At 50.3% G+C, this 14,326-nt stretch carries 14 protein-coding genes; 12 read left to right on the forward strand and 2 right to left on the reverse strand.

Annotation, left to right across the window (positions count from 1 at the left end; all coding sequences use genetic code 11):
* The 7 genes from LC084_RS00150 (at nt 1) to dinB (ending at nt 6,245) form a co-directional block, all read left to right on the forward strand.
* Nucleotides 1-1,239 (forward strand): NADH:ubiquinone reductase (Na(+)-transporting) subunit B, encoded by a 1,239-nt coding sequence (locus LC084_RS00150; protein WP_226568360.1) that lies wholly within the window; start codon nt 1-3, stop codon nt 1,237-1,239.
* Nucleotides 1,232-2,026, forward strand: a complete 795-nt coding sequence (locus tag LC084_RS00155; protein ID WP_226568362.1) for a Na(+)-translocating NADH-quinone reductase subunit C — start codon at nt 1,232-1,234, stop codon at nt 2,024-2,026. Before LC084_RS00150 ends, LC084_RS00155 begins: the two co-directional genes overlap by 8 nt.
* Complete coding sequence (locus tag LC084_RS00160) at nt 2,019-2,657, forward strand: NADH:ubiquinone reductase (Na(+)-transporting) subunit D (RefSeq protein WP_226568364.1); 639 nt, start codon at nt 2,019-2,021, stop codon at nt 2,655-2,657. Before LC084_RS00155 ends, LC084_RS00160 begins: the two co-directional genes overlap by 8 nt.
* 6 nt (nt 2,658-2,663) lie before the next feature.
* Nucleotides 2,664-3,260, forward strand: a complete 597-nt coding sequence (nqrE, locus tag LC084_RS00165) for an NADH:ubiquinone reductase (Na(+)-transporting) subunit E (protein WP_226568366.1) — start codon at nt 2,664-2,666, stop codon at nt 3,258-3,260.
* A 12-nt stretch (nt 3,261-3,272) separates the two neighbouring features.
* Nucleotides 3,273-4,496 (forward strand): NADH:ubiquinone reductase (Na(+)-transporting) subunit F, encoded by a 1,224-nt coding sequence (nqrF, locus tag LC084_RS00170; RefSeq protein ID WP_226568367.1) that lies wholly within the window; start codon nt 3,273-3,275, stop codon nt 4,494-4,496.
* A gap of 14 nt (nt 4,497-4,510) precedes the next feature.
* Nucleotides 4,511-4,735: a (Na+)-NQR maturation NqrM gene (nqrM, locus tag LC084_RS00175; RefSeq protein WP_226568368.1), complete on the forward strand. Its 225-nt coding sequence runs from the start codon at nt 4,511-4,513 to the stop codon at nt 4,733-4,735.
* A gap of 454 nt (nt 4,736-5,189) precedes the next feature.
* Entirely contained in the window at nt 5,190-6,245 is a 1,056-nt protein-coding gene (gene dinB / locus LC084_RS00180; protein WP_226568369.1) for a DNA polymerase IV, read from the forward strand.
* A 245-nt stretch (nt 6,246-6,490) separates the two neighbouring features.
* Here dinB and pepD read toward each other — a convergent pair whose 3' ends face one another.
* Nucleotides 6,491-7,948, reverse strand: a complete 1,458-nt coding sequence (gene pepD, locus LC084_RS00185; protein WP_226568370.1) for a beta-Ala-His dipeptidase — start codon at nt 7,946-7,948, stop codon at nt 6,491-6,493.
* 267 nt (nt 7,949-8,215) lie between these two features.
* Here pepD and gpt point away from each other — a divergent pair, with 267 nt between their 5' ends.
* The 3 genes from gpt to crl all read left to right on the forward strand — a co-directional run bounded on the left by gpt (nt 8,216) and on the right by crl (nt 10,491).
* Nucleotides 8,216-8,674: a xanthine phosphoribosyltransferase gene (gene gpt / locus LC084_RS00190; protein WP_064596430.1), complete on the forward strand. Its 459-nt coding sequence runs from the start codon at nt 8,216-8,218 to the stop codon at nt 8,672-8,674.
* A gap of 113 nt (nt 8,675-8,787) precedes the next feature.
* A complete protein-coding gene (gene frsA, locus LC084_RS00195; protein ID WP_226568371.1) occupies nt 8,788-10,032 on the forward strand; it encodes an esterase FrsA in 1,245 nt (414 codons plus the stop codon).
* A gap of 57 nt (nt 10,033-10,089) precedes the next feature.
* Complete coding sequence (gene crl / locus LC084_RS00200) at nt 10,090-10,491, forward strand: sigma factor-binding protein Crl (protein ID WP_226568372.1); 402 nt, start codon at nt 10,090-10,092, stop codon at nt 10,489-10,491.
* A 99-nt stretch (nt 10,492-10,590) separates the two neighbouring features.
* On the opposite strand, the gene phoE is transcribed toward crl, so the two are convergent.
* Nucleotides 10,591-11,670, reverse strand: coding sequence for a phosphoporin PhoE (gene phoE, locus LC084_RS00205; protein WP_226568373.1), 1,080 nt, complete (start codon nt 11,668-11,670; stop codon nt 10,591-10,593).
* A gap of 287 nt (nt 11,671-11,957) precedes the next feature.
* On the opposite strand from phoE, the gene proB reads away from it, so the two are divergent.
* Nucleotides 11,958-13,061 (forward strand): glutamate 5-kinase, encoded by a 1,104-nt coding sequence (proB, locus tag LC084_RS00210; protein WP_226568374.1) that lies wholly within the window; start codon nt 11,958-11,960, stop codon nt 13,059-13,061.
* 10 nt (nt 13,062-13,071) lie between these two features.
* Nucleotides 13,072-14,325: a glutamate-5-semialdehyde dehydrogenase gene (gene proA / locus LC084_RS00215; RefSeq protein ID WP_226568376.1), complete on the forward strand. Its 1,254-nt coding sequence runs from the start codon at nt 13,072-13,074 to the stop codon at nt 14,323-14,325.
* Nucleotide 14,326: the final 1 nt, after the last annotated feature.

A 14,326-nucleotide genomic window follows, 5' to 3' on the forward strand; every position in this document is an offset into this window, starting at 1 on the left:
ATGGGCTTAAAACAGTTATTTGAAAAGATTGAGCCGCATTTTACGAAAGGCGGCAAACTGGAGAAGTACTATCCCCTGTTCGAAGCTACGGCAACGGTGTTTTACACGCCGGGCACAGTAACCAAAGGTGCATCTCATATTCGCGATGCCATTGACCTGAAACGTATGATGATTCTGGTCTGGTTTTCTGTATTTCCTGCCATGTTTTGGGGAATGTATAACGTTGGGCAGCAGACCATTCCTGCGCTTAATAAACTCTATTCCCCTGAACAATTGCAACAGGTTATCGCCAGTGACTGGCATTACACCGTTGCTCAATGGCTGGGAGTGAGTTTTGCCCCTGATGCCGGCTGGTTAAGCATGATGTTACTGGGGGCGGTTTTCTTTGTTCCCATCTACCTGACTGTTTTTGTTGTCGGCGGTTTCTGGGAAGTGCTGTTTGCCATTATTCGCAAGCATGAAGTGAATGAAGGTTTCTTCGTTACCTCGATTCTGTTTGCGCTGATTGTCCCGCCCACTTTGCCTTTGTGGCAGGCAGCTTTGGGGATTTCGTTTGGTGTGGTGATCGCCAAGGAGATTTTTGGCGGCACCGGGCGTAACTTCCTCAACCCCGCACTGGCCGGGCGTGCATTTCTTTTCTTTGCATACCCAGCACAAATATCAGGCGACCTGGTCTGGACGGCTGCAGATGGCTTTTCTGGTGCCACACCGCTTTCACAGTGGGCAAGCCACGGTGGGCAGGCACTGGTTAATGTCACCACAGGCCAGCCCGTTACCTGGCTGGATGCTTTTCTCGGTAACATCCCAGGCTCCATTGGTGAAGTCTCTACGCTGATGATAATCATTGGCGGGGCTATCATCATGTTTGGTCGTGTAGCATCCTGGCGCATCGTGGCTGGCGTCCTTATCGGGATGATAGCGACCGCAACCTTATTCAACCTGATTGGCTCTGCCACAAACCCTATGTTCGCGATGCCGTGGTACTGGCATTTGGTTCTGGGTGGTTTTGCTTTTGGCATGATGTTCATGGCAACCGATCCCGTTTCAGCCTCTTTTACTGACAAAGCCAAATGGAGTTATGGCCTGCTAATTGGCGTCATGTGCGTCTTGATAAGGGTAGTAAACCCGGCTTACCCAGAAGGGATGATGCTGGCAATTCTGTTTGCTAACCTCTTCGCGCCATTGTTCGACTACCTGGTGGTGCAGGCTAACATCAAACGGAGGAAATCTCGTGGCTGAGAAAAAAGGTAACGATAGCATTGGCAAGACATTGCTGGTTGTACTGCTACTTTGTCTGGCCTGTTCCGTTGTGGTGGCAGGTTCTGCTGTAGGGCTAAAACCGCGCCAGCAAGAGCAGAGGTTGCTGGACAAACAACGTAATATTCTTGATGTCGCTGGTCTGTTACAGCCGGGAATGAGCAGTGAAGCTGTGAAGCAAATTTACAGCTCACGCATTGAACCACGGTTGCTAGATTTACAAAGTGGCCAGTTAACAAATAAAGATCCTGCGTCATTTGACCAGGCGGCAGCATTGCGCTCTTCCGACCAGAGCATTGCGTTGAGTGCTTCACAAGACCCTGCGGGCATTAAGCGTCGTAGTAATTTGGTTGAAATTTACCTGGTAAAAGGCGAAGACAACCACATTCAAGAATTAGTGTTGCCCGTGTATGGCAATGGCTTGTGGTCAATGATGTACGCCTTTGTTGCACTGGATATCGACGGCCGTACCGTCAAAGGCATTACCTATTATGACCAAGGGGAAACCCCAGGGCTGGGGGGAGAAGTTGAAAACCCGAGCTGGCGGCAAAAGTGGGTGGGTAAAACACTGTTTGATGACAATGGTAAACCAGCCATTCGCGTAGTGAAAGGTGGTGCACCGCAAGGTGATAAGCACGGTGTGGATGCCCTTTCAGGCGCAACGTTAACCTCAAATGGTGTACAACACACCTTCGATTTTTGGTTAGGTAAATTAGGTTTTGGGCCATTCCTGAAACGTGTCCAGGAGGAGGGGCTAAACAATGGCTGATACTGCTGGTTTGAAAGAAATTAAACGGGTAGTTGTTTCTCCGTTAGTGGATAACAACCCAATTGCACTGCAAATTCTTGGGGTTTGCTCTGCGCTTGCCGTGACAACCAAGCTGGAAACAGCGTTTGTGATGACGCTGGCCGTAACGTTAGTTACTGCGTTTTCCAGTCTGTTTATCTCCTTGATCCGTCATCATATTCCTAACAGTGTGCGTATTATCGTGCAGATGGCCATTATCGCATCGCTGGTAATTGTTGTGGATCAGTTGCTTAGGGCTTTTGCTTACGAAATTTCCAAACAGTTGTCGGTATTCGTTGGCCTGATTATCACGAACTGTATTGTGATGGGGCGTGCTGAAGCTTATGCAATGAAATCTCCGCCATTGGCAAGCTTTATGGACGGTATTGGTAATGGCCTGGGTTATGGCGTCATTCTGATTATCGTTGGCTTTTTACGTGAACTGATTGGCAGCGGGAAACTGTTTGGTGTCACCGTACTGGAAACCGTACAAAACGGTGGCTGGTACCAACCAAATGGTATGTTTTTGCTCGCACCCAGTGCGTTTTTCATCATTGGCCTGCTGATTTGGGGGATTCGTACTCTCAAACCCGCTCAGCAGGAAAAGGAGTAATCGCCAATGGCTCACTATATTAGCTTGTTTGTCCGCGCAGTGTTTGTGGAGAACATGGCGTTAGCCTTCTTCCTTGGCATGTGCACCTTCCTGGCTGTATCCAAAAAAGTCTCCACCGCGTTTGGGCTGGGCATTGCCGTTACGGTGGTGTTGGGGATTGCTGTTCCGGTGAATAATCTGGTCTACAACTTGATCCTGCGTGATGGCGCGCTGGTGAGTGGTGTGGATCTCAGCTTTCTGAACTTTATTACCTTTATTGGTGTGATAGCAGCGCTGGTTCAGATTCTGGAAATGATCCTGGATCGCTTTTTCCCGGCGCTCTACAACGCATTGGGGATCTTCCTGCCATTGATCACGGTGAACTGCGCCATTTTCGGTGGCGTTTCGTTTATGGTGCAGCGTGATTACAACTTTGGGGAATCCATTGTTTATGGCATTGGTTCAGGCGTGGGCTGGATGCTGGCCATTGTTGCTCTGGCGGGTATTCGCGAAAAAATGAAGTATGCCAATGTACCCGCAGGGTTGCGTGGTCTGGGCATTACCTTTATCACCACCGGGTTAATGGCATTGGGCTTTATGTCTTTCTCTGGTGTGCAGCTATAAGGGCGGAAATGTATGGAAATTATTCTTGGCGTAGTGATGTTTACGCTGATTGTCCTGGCGCTGGCGCTGTTGATTCTTTTTGCAAAATCAAAGTTGGTCAACTCTGGTGATGTCCTGATTGAAGTAAATGGCGATGCCGACAAACAGTTTCGCGCAGCAGCTGGCGACAAACTACTCAACACGTTATCCGGGCAGGGGATATTTGTTTCATCTGCCTGTGGTGGTGGTGGTTCTTGTGGTCAGTGCCGGGTAAAAATCAAACAAGGTGGTGGAGATATACTGCCTACTGAGCTTTCCCATATTTCAAAACGCGAAGCCCGTGAAGGCTGCCGCCTGGCTTGCCAGGTTGCAGTTAAGCAAGATATGCAAATTGAGCTGCCGGAAGAAATTTTCGGGGTCAAAAAATGGGAATGCGAAGTTATCTCTAACGATAACAAAGCCACTTTTATTAAAGAACTGAAGTTACGTATTCCTGACGGTGAAGATGTGCCGTTTCGAGCTGGTGGTTATATTCAAATTGAATGTGACCCACATGAAGTGGCGTATAGCGATTTTGATGTGCCAGAAAAATACCGTAGCGATTGGGATAAATTCAATTTATTCCGTTACCACTCTTTAGTGAAAGAACCCTGTATTCGCGCTTATTCCATGGCGAACTACCCGGATGAAAAAGGCATTATCATGCTGAACGTGCGTATTGCCACGCCACCGCCAGCAAAACCTGATGTTCCACCGGGTATCATGTCTTCATATATCTGGTCTCTTAAGCCTGGCGATAAAGTGACGATTTCCGGGCCATTTGGGGAGTTTTTCGCCAAAGAAACCGATGCAGAAATGGTATTTGTTGGTGGTGGCGCGGGAATGGCACCGATGCGTTCTCATATTTTCGACCAGTTAAAACGCCTGAGTAGCAAGCGTAAAATCAGCTTCTGGTATGGTGCTCGCTCCATGCGTGAAATGTTTTACCAGGACGAGTTTGAACAACTGGCACGAGAAAACCCCAATTTCACCTTCCATGTTGCATTGTCTGAACCGCTACCGGAGGACAACTGGACTGGATACACCGGTTTTATCCACAATGTACTTTATGAAAACTATCTTCGTGATCATGAAGCACCTGAAGACTGCGAGTTTTATATGTGCGGGCCGCCAGTTATGAATGCCTCTGTCATTCGTATGCTGAAAGACCTGGGTGTGGAAGACGAAAACATCATGCTGGATGATTTCGGCGGCTGATAAGGGGAAGAAAAGTGCTCACTGTTTTTGTAGCCACATTTGCCATTTTTTTACTGGTTATTCTGGGAATGTCTCTTGGCTGGTTGTTTAAGCGCAAGGCAATCCAGGGGAGTTGCGGTGGCATAACGACGTTGGGGCTGGAAAAAGTGTGTAACTGCCCATCACCTTGTGATGCGCGCAAAAAGCGTATGGCTGAAGAAGCCCGTGCGGCACAGCGCGAGAAAGCGCGTATTCTCTAAATGTAAGTGTTCACTTACCTGCTCGCGCTTAGCCGGGCAGGTAAGTAACCTATATCCACCATTATACTGAGCCAGGCACCTCTATACTGTTTCCCTCCTTACCTGAACGGAAACCCTGCAGGCTTTAATCCGTTTGTTGAACCCTCTTTGAACCTTTCACTTAGCGCCTTACTGCTAAACCATCTATATTCCTCGCTTTGCTCCTCTGTAACGGGGAAGCCGCCTGCTAATTGATTGGGTTTGGGTTGGCAGCCACAACCAACAAGACAAAACACATGCTCATTCTTTGATTCAACGGGCATCTTCCACAACCAAGTGGGCCTGCGCCTGGCCGCTTTATTACTGAAAAGTAAGCACATACTTACTATTCCTCACCATTCTGGTAAGAAAATCACTATTACACTTCTCACAACCGATAATTATGCTGTATATTTACACAGTAATTGGAGGGGGAATGCGTAAAATAATACATGTCGATATGGACTGCTTTTTTGCGGCCGTCGAAATGCGCGATAACCCGGCACTGTGCGATATTCCCCTGGCAATAGGGGGAAGCCGGGAAAGACGTGGCGTTATCAGCACCGCGAATTACGTTGCGCGTAAATACGGTGTTCGCAGTGCCATGCCAACGGCTACCGCGCTGAAACTGTGCCCTCAACTAACACTGCTACCCGGCCGTTTTGAGGCTTATAAAGAAGCGTCCCGGCATATTCAGTCGATTTTCTCTCGTTATACCCGCCTTATAGAGCCCCTATCATTAGATGAAGCCTATCTGGATGTAACGGACAGTGCCCTTTGCCAGGGGTCGGCAACCTTGATTGCTCAGGAAATCCGGCAAACGATTTTTAATGAGCTTCAACTAACCGCTTCTGCTGGCGTAGCACCGGTTAAATTTCTGGCAAAAATAGCCTCAGACCTGAATAAACCCAATGGGCAGTACGTGATAACCCCTCAGCAGGTGCCTGAATTCCTCGCAACCCTCAAACTAGGGAAAATCCCCGGTGTGGGTAAAGTGACTGCCGGGAAACTGGAAAGTATGGGCTTACTCACCTGCGCGGACGTTCAGCAGAGTGACCTTGCGCTACTGCTACGCCGTTTTGGCAAGTTTGGCCGGGTGTTGTGGGAGCGCAGCCACGGTATTGATGAGCGCGCCATCAGTAACGACAGGCAGCGTAAATCAGTGGGGGTGGAGCGCACGCTGGCAGAAGATATTCATGACTGGCAGGCCTGTGCGGACATTATTGAACAGCTTTACCCTGAACTGGAGCGCCGCCTGGCAAAAGTGAAACCCGACCTGCGAATTGCTCGTCAGGGCATCAAACTGAAGTTTGACGATTTTCAGTTAACCACCCAGGAACATATCTGGCCGAGCCTTAACAAAGCAGACTTACTGGATACCGCGCGTAAAACCTGGGAAAGCCGCCGGGGTGGGCGGGGAGTAAGGCTGGTGGGGTTGCACGTCACGTTACTGGACCCACAACTGGACCGCCAGTTAGTGCTGGGGCTGTAACGGTATTAACTCTTGGTTCACCATACCGGTAAAGCCACGGAGCATAAAAAAACGCCCTGTATTAACAGGGCGTTGGGTCTGATGACGAACCTCATGTCTGCACAGAATGAAAGGATGTCACCCAATAAAAAAACTGGAAAATCAATTCATTGATTTTCGGCTGCTAACTAAAAAGAAGGAAAAACCACGCTTTTTCCTTCTTTTTCATCAATCTGCACGCCCTGTATTAACAGGGCGTTGAAGGATTATTTAGCCGGAATTGATTTCAGCAGCTCGGTCAACAGTATCCAGTACTGGCCCACGCTTTCGATATGCACTTGCTCATCGGGTGAGTGTGGCCCGGTAATTGTTGGCCCAATAGAAACCATGTCCATGTCCGGGTAGGGTTTTTTGAACAACCCGCACTCCAGGCCTGCGTGAATCACCATGATATTTGGTGTTTTGTCGAACAGGCGCTGGTAAGTTTCCCGCACCAGGTGCATTACAGGTGAATTAGCATCTGGCTGCCAGCCCGGGTAACTGCCTTTGGCGACCACATCGGCACCAGCTAACTCGCCAAGAGAAGTCAGCATGCTGACTACGTAATCTTTCCCGCTGTCGATCAGTGAACGGATCAGGCAGATAATTTCTGCTTTATCTTGCTCCATTGTTACTACACCGACATTCAGGGACGTTTCAACCACCCCTTTAACGGCATCTGAATTGCGAATAACACCGTTCGGTGTAGCATTCAGCAGGCCGATAAATTTGTCCTGGCTTTCACGGGTTAGAGCGGTCTGAGTGGTGGTAACCGGCTCAAGCAGAACTGTGATGTTTTTCTCAACAGCCGCCAGCTCATTTTTCAGGGTGGCAAGGTAAGACTCAACCTGTTGTTTGAGTGCAGCAACCTGGCCTTCTGCAACAGCAACGACAGAAAATGCTTCACGGGGGATAGCGTTACGCAGCGTGCCGCCACTGAATTCTACCAGGCGCAGGCCCAGAGAACGTGCGTTATCGCTCAGGAAGCGCGCCAGCAATTTGTTTGCGTTACCTAAACCCACGTGGATCTCACCACCGGAGTGGCCGCCTTTCAGGCCTTTAAGCACCAGATTAAACGCCTGGTAGCCAGCAGGAATAGCTTCACGGCTTAATGGCAGCGTGGTGATAAAATCAATCCCACCGGCGCAGCCCATATAAATCTCGCCTTCTTCTTCGGAATCTGTGTTGATCAGAATATCAGCCTGCAACCAGCCAGATTGCAAACCAAAAGCGCCATCCATACCGGCTTCTTCTGTCATGGTCAACAGCACTTCCAGCGGGCCGTGCTCAACGCTGTCGTCAGCCAGAACAGCCAGCGCTGAAGCCATACCAATGCCGTTATCTGCGCCCAGAGTGGTGCCACGGGCTTTTACCCATTCGCCATCAATCCACGGCTGAATTGGGTCTTTAGTAAAATCATGCACAGTGTCGTTGTTTTTCTGCGGCACCATATCCAGGTGAGCCTGCAGTGCGACAGGCTTACGGTTCTCCATGCCTTTAGTGGCAGGTTTACGCAATAAAATATTCCCAACCTGATCACGCTCTGCATGCAGGCCTTTGTCTTTTGCCCAGGACAGGATGTGTTCAGCTAACTGTTCTTCATGATAAGACGGGTGGGGGATAGAACAAATTTTCGCGAAAATATCCCACAAAGGTTGGGGAGATAACTGGGACAGTTCAGACACGGCGAGTCTCCTTGACAGCAGGTTGCCAGTGAGTGCTGGCAGCCCGGATTTAGCAAATAAAAAGAACCGGTAACTTGTAGGTAACCGATACTTGCACGTTGGCGTGAGAATACCATTATATTATCTGGGTGGGGGCGTTTCTGGGCACAAAAAACTGCGGAGCATTGCGCAACACTGGTTTTTAGTGCGCCAGATCTCTATAATCTCGCGCAACCCAATTTTCCCCTGAACACTTTTTAAGCCGTTTTTACTGGCCGGGACATTCACATGAGCGAAAAATACGTTGTCACCTGGGACATGCTGCAGATTCACGCACGTAAACTGGCAAGCCGCCTGCTGCCAGCAGAGCAGTGGAAAGGCATTATTGCTGTGAGCCGCGGAGGCCTGGTGCCTGGCGCGCTGCTGGCACGTGAACTGGGCATTCGCCATGTTGATACCGTGTGCATCTCCAGCTATGACCATGACAACCAGCGTGAAATGAAAGTACTGAAACGCGCAGAAGGCGATGGCGAAGGCTTTATCGTTATCGACGACCTGGTTGATACCGGTGGCACTGCGGTTGCAATTCGCGAAATGTACCCGAAAGCACATTTTGTTACCATTTTTGCCAAACCTGCGGGCAAACCGCTGGTGGACGATTACGAAATCGATATTCCCCAGAATACCTGGATTGAACAGCCGTGGGATATGGGCGTTGTCTTCGTACCGCCGTTAGCTGGCCGTTAATTCATTAACATCAGCTGAATAAAAAAACACACGCCCATTTGCCGGGCGTTTGTTTTTTTTAGCGCCTGACAAGATACAATAAGCACCATGACCTGTTCATGGAGGCCGTCATTATGTCAGAGGAAAATCTCAGCGTTTCTTTATTCAAACCCCGTTTTAAGCACCCAGAAACATCCACTCTGGTGCAACGCCCTCGTAATGATAAACCACTCATGGTTGAGTCCACTCTGGATGGGTCAACGGTGCCTCACTGGTACCGGATGATAAACCGCCTGATGTGGATTTGGCGTGGAGTGGACCCACGAGAAATCATTGAAGTACAGGCACGTATCGCCGCCTGTGATGCTGAGCGCACGCGGGATGACTGGATGGATACCGTCATTGGTTACCGAAGTGGGAACTGGATTTACGAATGGTCCCGCCAGGCGATGTCCTGGCAACAGCAGGCAACTCAGGAAGAGAATAATGCACAATCAGGGAAATGCTGGCTTAAAGCAGCAAACCTGTACAGCATTGCGGCTTACCCTCACTTGAAAGGCGATGAGTTAGCCGAACAAGCCCAAACCCTGGCTAACCGGGCCTACGAAGAGGCCACACTGCGCTTGCATGGAGAATTACGCCAGCTTGAATTCCGCATTCCAGGTGGTAGCGCGATAACCGGCTTTTTGCATATGCCCGAAGGTGAAGGCCCCTGGCCGACGATTTTGATGTGCGGCGGGCTGGATGCCCTGCAAAGCGATTACTATCAACTGTTTTCCCGTTACTTCGCTCCGCGCGGTATCGCGATGCTGACAATTGATATGCCCTCAATTGGGTACTCATCCAAATGGAAACTGAACCAGGATTCCAGCCAACTTCATCAGCATGTCTTACAGCACCTCACCAATATTCCCTGGGTTGATCACACCCGTGTTGCTGCTTTTGGTTTCCGTTTTGGCGCGAATGTGGCTGTGCGCCTGGCCTATCTGGAAAGCCCGCGTCTGAAAGCCGTGGCTTGCCTGGGGCCAGTTGTACACAGCCTGCTCAGTGATCCACAGCGCCAGCGTAATATTCCCGATATGTATATCGATGTGTTAGCCAGCCGCCTGGGCATGATGAATGCCTCCAATGCCATTTTAAGCACGGAGTTAAATCGCTATTCGCTCAAAACGCAGGGTTTGCTCGGCCGTCGTTGCCCCACACCAATGCTCTCTGGTTACTGGGATAACGACCCTTTCAGCCCAGAAGAAGATTCGCGGTTAATCGCTTCGTCATCTTCCGATGGTAAGTTGCTGGCGGTACCTTTTAACCCGGTTTATCGCAACTTTGATAGAGCCTTGAATGATATTGTCGACTGGATCAGCAAACGCCTGGGTTAAAGGATTGATAAATTCTGTTTATTTGGTAAAACATTTGAACGACTAAAGGAGACCAAAATGACGTTACCAGGTGGACACCCACGGGGCCGGTTGCTAAAAAAATTTGCTGCCCTTGGCCCGTATTTGCGTGAAGAACAGTGTGACGAGAGCCGTTTCTTTTTTGATTGCCTGGCAGTGTGCGTTAACGTGAAGCCAGCTCCCGAGAAACGTGAATTCTGGGGCTGGTGGATGCAAGTAGAAGCGCTTGATACACACTTTGCCTATACCTATCAATTTGGCCTGTTTGATAAGGAAGGTGTTTGGAACCCGTCTCCCGTTAAAGATAAAAACGCGAACGAGGAAATTGAGAAAACGCTGCGTACTTTCCATGGCAACCTCACCAAACTGCTGGATTCCTTCAATATCAAGCTGCTCCCCGCCGAAGACTTCGACGAAAAGCCAGTCCGGCTTTCTGCCTGAACAACGCTATAAAAAACCCCCAGTAGCAAGCAGGGCGCTATTGGGGGGAAGCAGTGGTATTGCTGCCCGCCATGTCTCTGGCGGGCTGTTTTAATTCAATCAGAACTGGTAAGTCATCCCCACAGCCACGATATCGTCGGTGCTGATTTTAAGGGCTGTAGTTTTTGCGTCTTTATCAATCTGGTTGATTTTGTAATCAACAAACGCAGACATGTTTTTATTGAAGTAGTAAGTGGCACCCACATCGACGTAGTTAACCAGGTCCTGGTCGCCAATCCCTTCAATATCTTTCCCTTTCTGGGAAACATAACCAATAGAAGGACGCAGGCCGAAATCAAACTGGTATTGCGCAACAGCTTCAAAGTTTTGCGTTTTGTTTGCTGCACCAGTAAAGGTGGATGATGTGCCGCTGATTGGCGTCATATTACGGGTTTCGGAGTACATCACGGCCAGGTAAACATTGTTGGCATCATATTTCAGGCCAGTCGCCCAGGCTTCTGCTTTATCGCCAGTACCCAGCACTTGCTCTTTCTGCAACAGGGTACGGTTAGAAACAGTATATGCACCACCAACGCTCAGGCCGGTATCACCAATGGCATAAGTCAGGGCAGAGCCAAAACCATCACCATTTGCTTTACTTACTGTGTCGCGTTCGTTTTTACCCTGGTACTGCAGGGTTAAATCCAGGCCATCAACCATGCCAAAGAAATCGTTATTGCGATAAGTTGCCAGGCCGCTGGAGCGCTGAGTCATAAAGTTATCGCTTTTCGCGGAGGAATCACCGCCGAATTCCGGGAACATATCGGTCCAGGCTTCTACATCGTACAGCGCACCCAGGTTACGGCCATAGTCCAGTGAACCATACTGAGCGAATTTTAACCCGGCAAACGCCAGACGCGTTTTCTGGCTGGAAGTGCTTTCTGGTTGGTTACCGGCAAACTGTTCTTCCCAACGGCCATAACCCGTCAGCTCGTCGTTAATCTGGGTTTCGCCTTTAAAGCCCAGACGCACGTAGGTTTGATCGCCATCTTTACTTGAATCGTCACTGAAGTAGTGTTCAGCTTTCACTTTGCCGTACAAATCCAGTTTATTACCATCTTTGTTGTAAACTTCAGCTGCGTGTGAAGCGGAAGCTGTCATAACGCCCATCATCATTAATGCCAAAGTGCTCTTTTTCATTGGTCTTTCCTGTTTTGTTTTTTAACGCGCGACAATCGCGGGCAATAAGAGCCCGGAGAAAACAGGGAGTTTTTTAACGTCTGGCGATGAAAGATTTATGACATTTTCAGGAAAAATCTAAAATTTTGTCATTTATTTTTACTGTCATTAACATGTAAACATTGCCCGGTATTTTCCCTCATTTTGCTCTTTTTCCGTTGTTTTCCCTGCTGCCTGTTGGCAAGGCTCGCCAGTCCTGTTACAACGTCATCAGTTTTTCTTTTTATTTGTTGAAACGGCAGAACACCATGAGTAATAGCCAGACACTGGTGGTTAAACTGGGAACCAGTGTATTAACTGGCGGCTCCCGCCGCCTGAACCGAGCCCATATTGTCGAATTAGTGCGCCAGTGTGCGCAGTTACACAGTGCCGGTCACCGCATTGTGATTGTAACCTCTGGCGCTATTGCGGCAGGGCGTGAACACCTGGGTTATCCCGAATTACCCGCGACCATTGCGTCCAAACAATTGCTGGCGGCCGTGGGCCAAAGCCGGCTTATTCAACTGTGGGAACAGCTGTTTTCTATTTATGGCATTCATGTCGGGCAGATGCTGTTGACCCGCGCCGATATGGAAGACCGTGAGCGTTTTCTTAATGCGCGTGACACACTGCGTGCCTTGCTGGATAACCGCATCGTCCCGGTTATCAACGAAAACGACGCCGTTGTTACATCGGAAATAAAAGTGGGTGATAACGACAATTTATCAGCACTAGCCGCGATTCTTGCTGGTGCTGACAAATTACTGCTGCTGACAGACCAGCAAGGTTTGTTCACCGCCGACCCACGCAATAACCCCACAGCCGAACTGATCAAAGAAGTGCATGGCATTGATGACACACTGCGGGCTATTGCCGGTGACAGCGTGTCTGGCCTTGGCACCGGTGGCATGAGCACCAAACTGCAGGCGGCCGATGTCGCCGGGCGCGCAGGTGTTGAAGTGGTTATCGCCGCAGGCAGTAAACCAGGGGTTATCAGCGATGTAATGGAAGGTATCTCTGTTGGTACCCGTTTCCATCCTTTAGATACGCCGCTGGAAAACCGCAAACGCTGGATTTTCGGTGCGCCCCCGGCGGGTGAAGTGACCATTGATGATGGCGCACTCAACGCGCTGGAAGCCCGTGGCAGCTCGCTTTTGCCGAAAGGCATTAAAGAGGTGACCGGGAATTTCTCTCGTGGTGAAGTCATTCGCATTCGCAGCCTGGACGGGCGCGATGTGGCCCATGGCGTTACCCGCTACAACAGTGATGCCCTGCGCCGTATTGCTGGCCACCACTCACAACAAATCGACGCCATCCTTGGTTATGAGTATGGTCCTGTCGCCGTTCACCGCGACGATATGATAGTCAAATAAGGAACGCCGGATGCTGGAAGATATGGGTAAAGCGGCTAAAGCCGCGTCTTACCGCCTGGCGCAGTTATCTGCCCAGGAAAAAAATGCTGCACTGGAAATGATTGCCGACAATCTGGAAGCGCAGTCTGCAACCATTCTTGCCGCCAACGAGCAAGACTTGGTTGAAGCACGTAACAACGGCCTGAGCGAAGCCATGCTGGACCGCCTGCAACTCAACCCGGCGCGGTTAAGCGGTATTGCCAATGATGTCCGCCAGGTGTGCCGCCTGGCAGACCCGGTGGGGCAGGTGATTGATGGCGGAATGCTGGACAGCGGCCTGCGCATCGAGCGCCGCCGTGTGCCGCTGGGTGTGGTGGGCGTTATCTATGAAGCCCGCCCCAATGTGACTGTGGACGTTGCTTCTCTGTGCCTGAAAACCGGCAATGCCGTTATCCTGCGTGGCGGGAAAGAAACCTGGCGCACCAACGCCGCAACTGTGCGGGTTATTCAGTCTGCACTTGAAGCCTGTGGGTTACCTGCAGGTGCTGTGCAGGCCATTGAGAGCCCGGATCGTGCCCTGGTCAATGAAATGCTGCGCATGGATCAGTATATCGACATGCTGATCCCACGCGGCGGCGCTGGCTTACATAAGTTGTGCCGCGAGCAATCGACTATTCCGGTGATCACCGGCGGAATTGGCGTCTGCCATATTTTTGTCGATGAGTCTGCCGATATTACCCCGGCCCTGAACGTAATTGTTAACGCCAAAACACAACGCCCCAGCACCTGCAATACGGTTGAAACGCTGCTGGTGCACACGGCAATTGCAGGCCGTTTCCTGCCAGAACTCAGTAACGTAATGGCACAGCGTGGTGTAACGCTGCATGCCGATGCTGCTGCACTGGCTGCCTTGTCATCCGGCCCGGCCGCTGTTGTACCTGTCAAGGCGGAAGAATACGACAACGAATTCCTGTCGCTGGACTTGAATGTGAAGCTGGTAAGCGGCCTGTACGATGCCATCGACCATATCCGTACGCATGGCACACAGCATTCCGACGCGATTCTGACGCGCACACTGCGCAATGCCGACCGTTTCGTTAATGAAGTGGATTCCTCTGCGGTATATGTGAATGCCTCTACGCGCTTTACCGATGGCGGCCAGTTTGGCCTGGGCGCGGAAGTGGCTGTGAGTACACAGAAACTGCATGCCCGTGGCCCGATGGGCCTGGAAGCACTAACCACCTATAAATGGATTGGTTACGGCGACGATACAATTCGTGCGTGAT

It is taken from the genome of Mangrovibacter yixingensis (genome assembly GCF_020523985.1).
Classification (GTDB): domain Bacteria; phylum Pseudomonadota; class Gammaproteobacteria; order Enterobacterales; family Enterobacteriaceae; genus Mangrovibacter; species Mangrovibacter yixingensis.

Coding starts and splice junctions, on each gene's coding strand:
- crl (WP_226568372.1), top strand. CDS start 10,090: ATGACGTTACCAGGTGGACACCCACGGGGCCGGTTGCTAAAAAAATTT.
- dinB (WP_226568369.1), top strand. CDS start 5,190: ATGCGTAAAATAATACATGTCGATATGGACTGCTTTTTTGCGGCCGTC.
- frsA (WP_226568371.1), top strand. CDS start 8,788: ATGTCAGAGGAAAATCTCAGCGTTTCTTTATTCAAACCCCGTTTTAAG.
- LC084_RS00160 (WP_226568364.1), top strand. CDS start 2,019: ATGGCTGATACTGCTGGTTTGAAAGAAATTAAACGGGTAGTTGTTTCT.
- gpt (WP_064596430.1), top strand. CDS start 8,216: ATGAGCGAAAAATACGTTGTCACCTGGGACATGCTGCAGATTCACGCA.
- phoE (WP_226568373.1), bottom strand. CDS start 11,670: ATGAAAAAGAGCACTTTGGCATTAATGATGATGGGCGTTATGACAGCT.
- proB (WP_226568374.1), top strand. CDS start 11,958: ATGAGTAATAGCCAGACACTGGTGGTTAAACTGGGAACCAGTGTATTA.
- proA (WP_226568376.1), top strand. CDS start 13,072: ATGCTGGAAGATATGGGTAAAGCGGCTAAAGCCGCGTCTTACCGCCTG.
- nqrF (WP_226568367.1), top strand. CDS start 3,273: ATGGAAATTATTCTTGGCGTAGTGATGTTTACGCTGATTGTCCTGGCG.
- LC084_RS00150 (WP_226568360.1), top strand. CDS start 1: ATGGGCTTAAAACAGTTATTTGAAAAGATTGAGCCGCATTTTACGAAA.
- nqrE (WP_226568366.1), top strand. CDS start 2,664: ATGGCTCACTATATTAGCTTGTTTGTCCGCGCAGTGTTTGTGGAGAAC.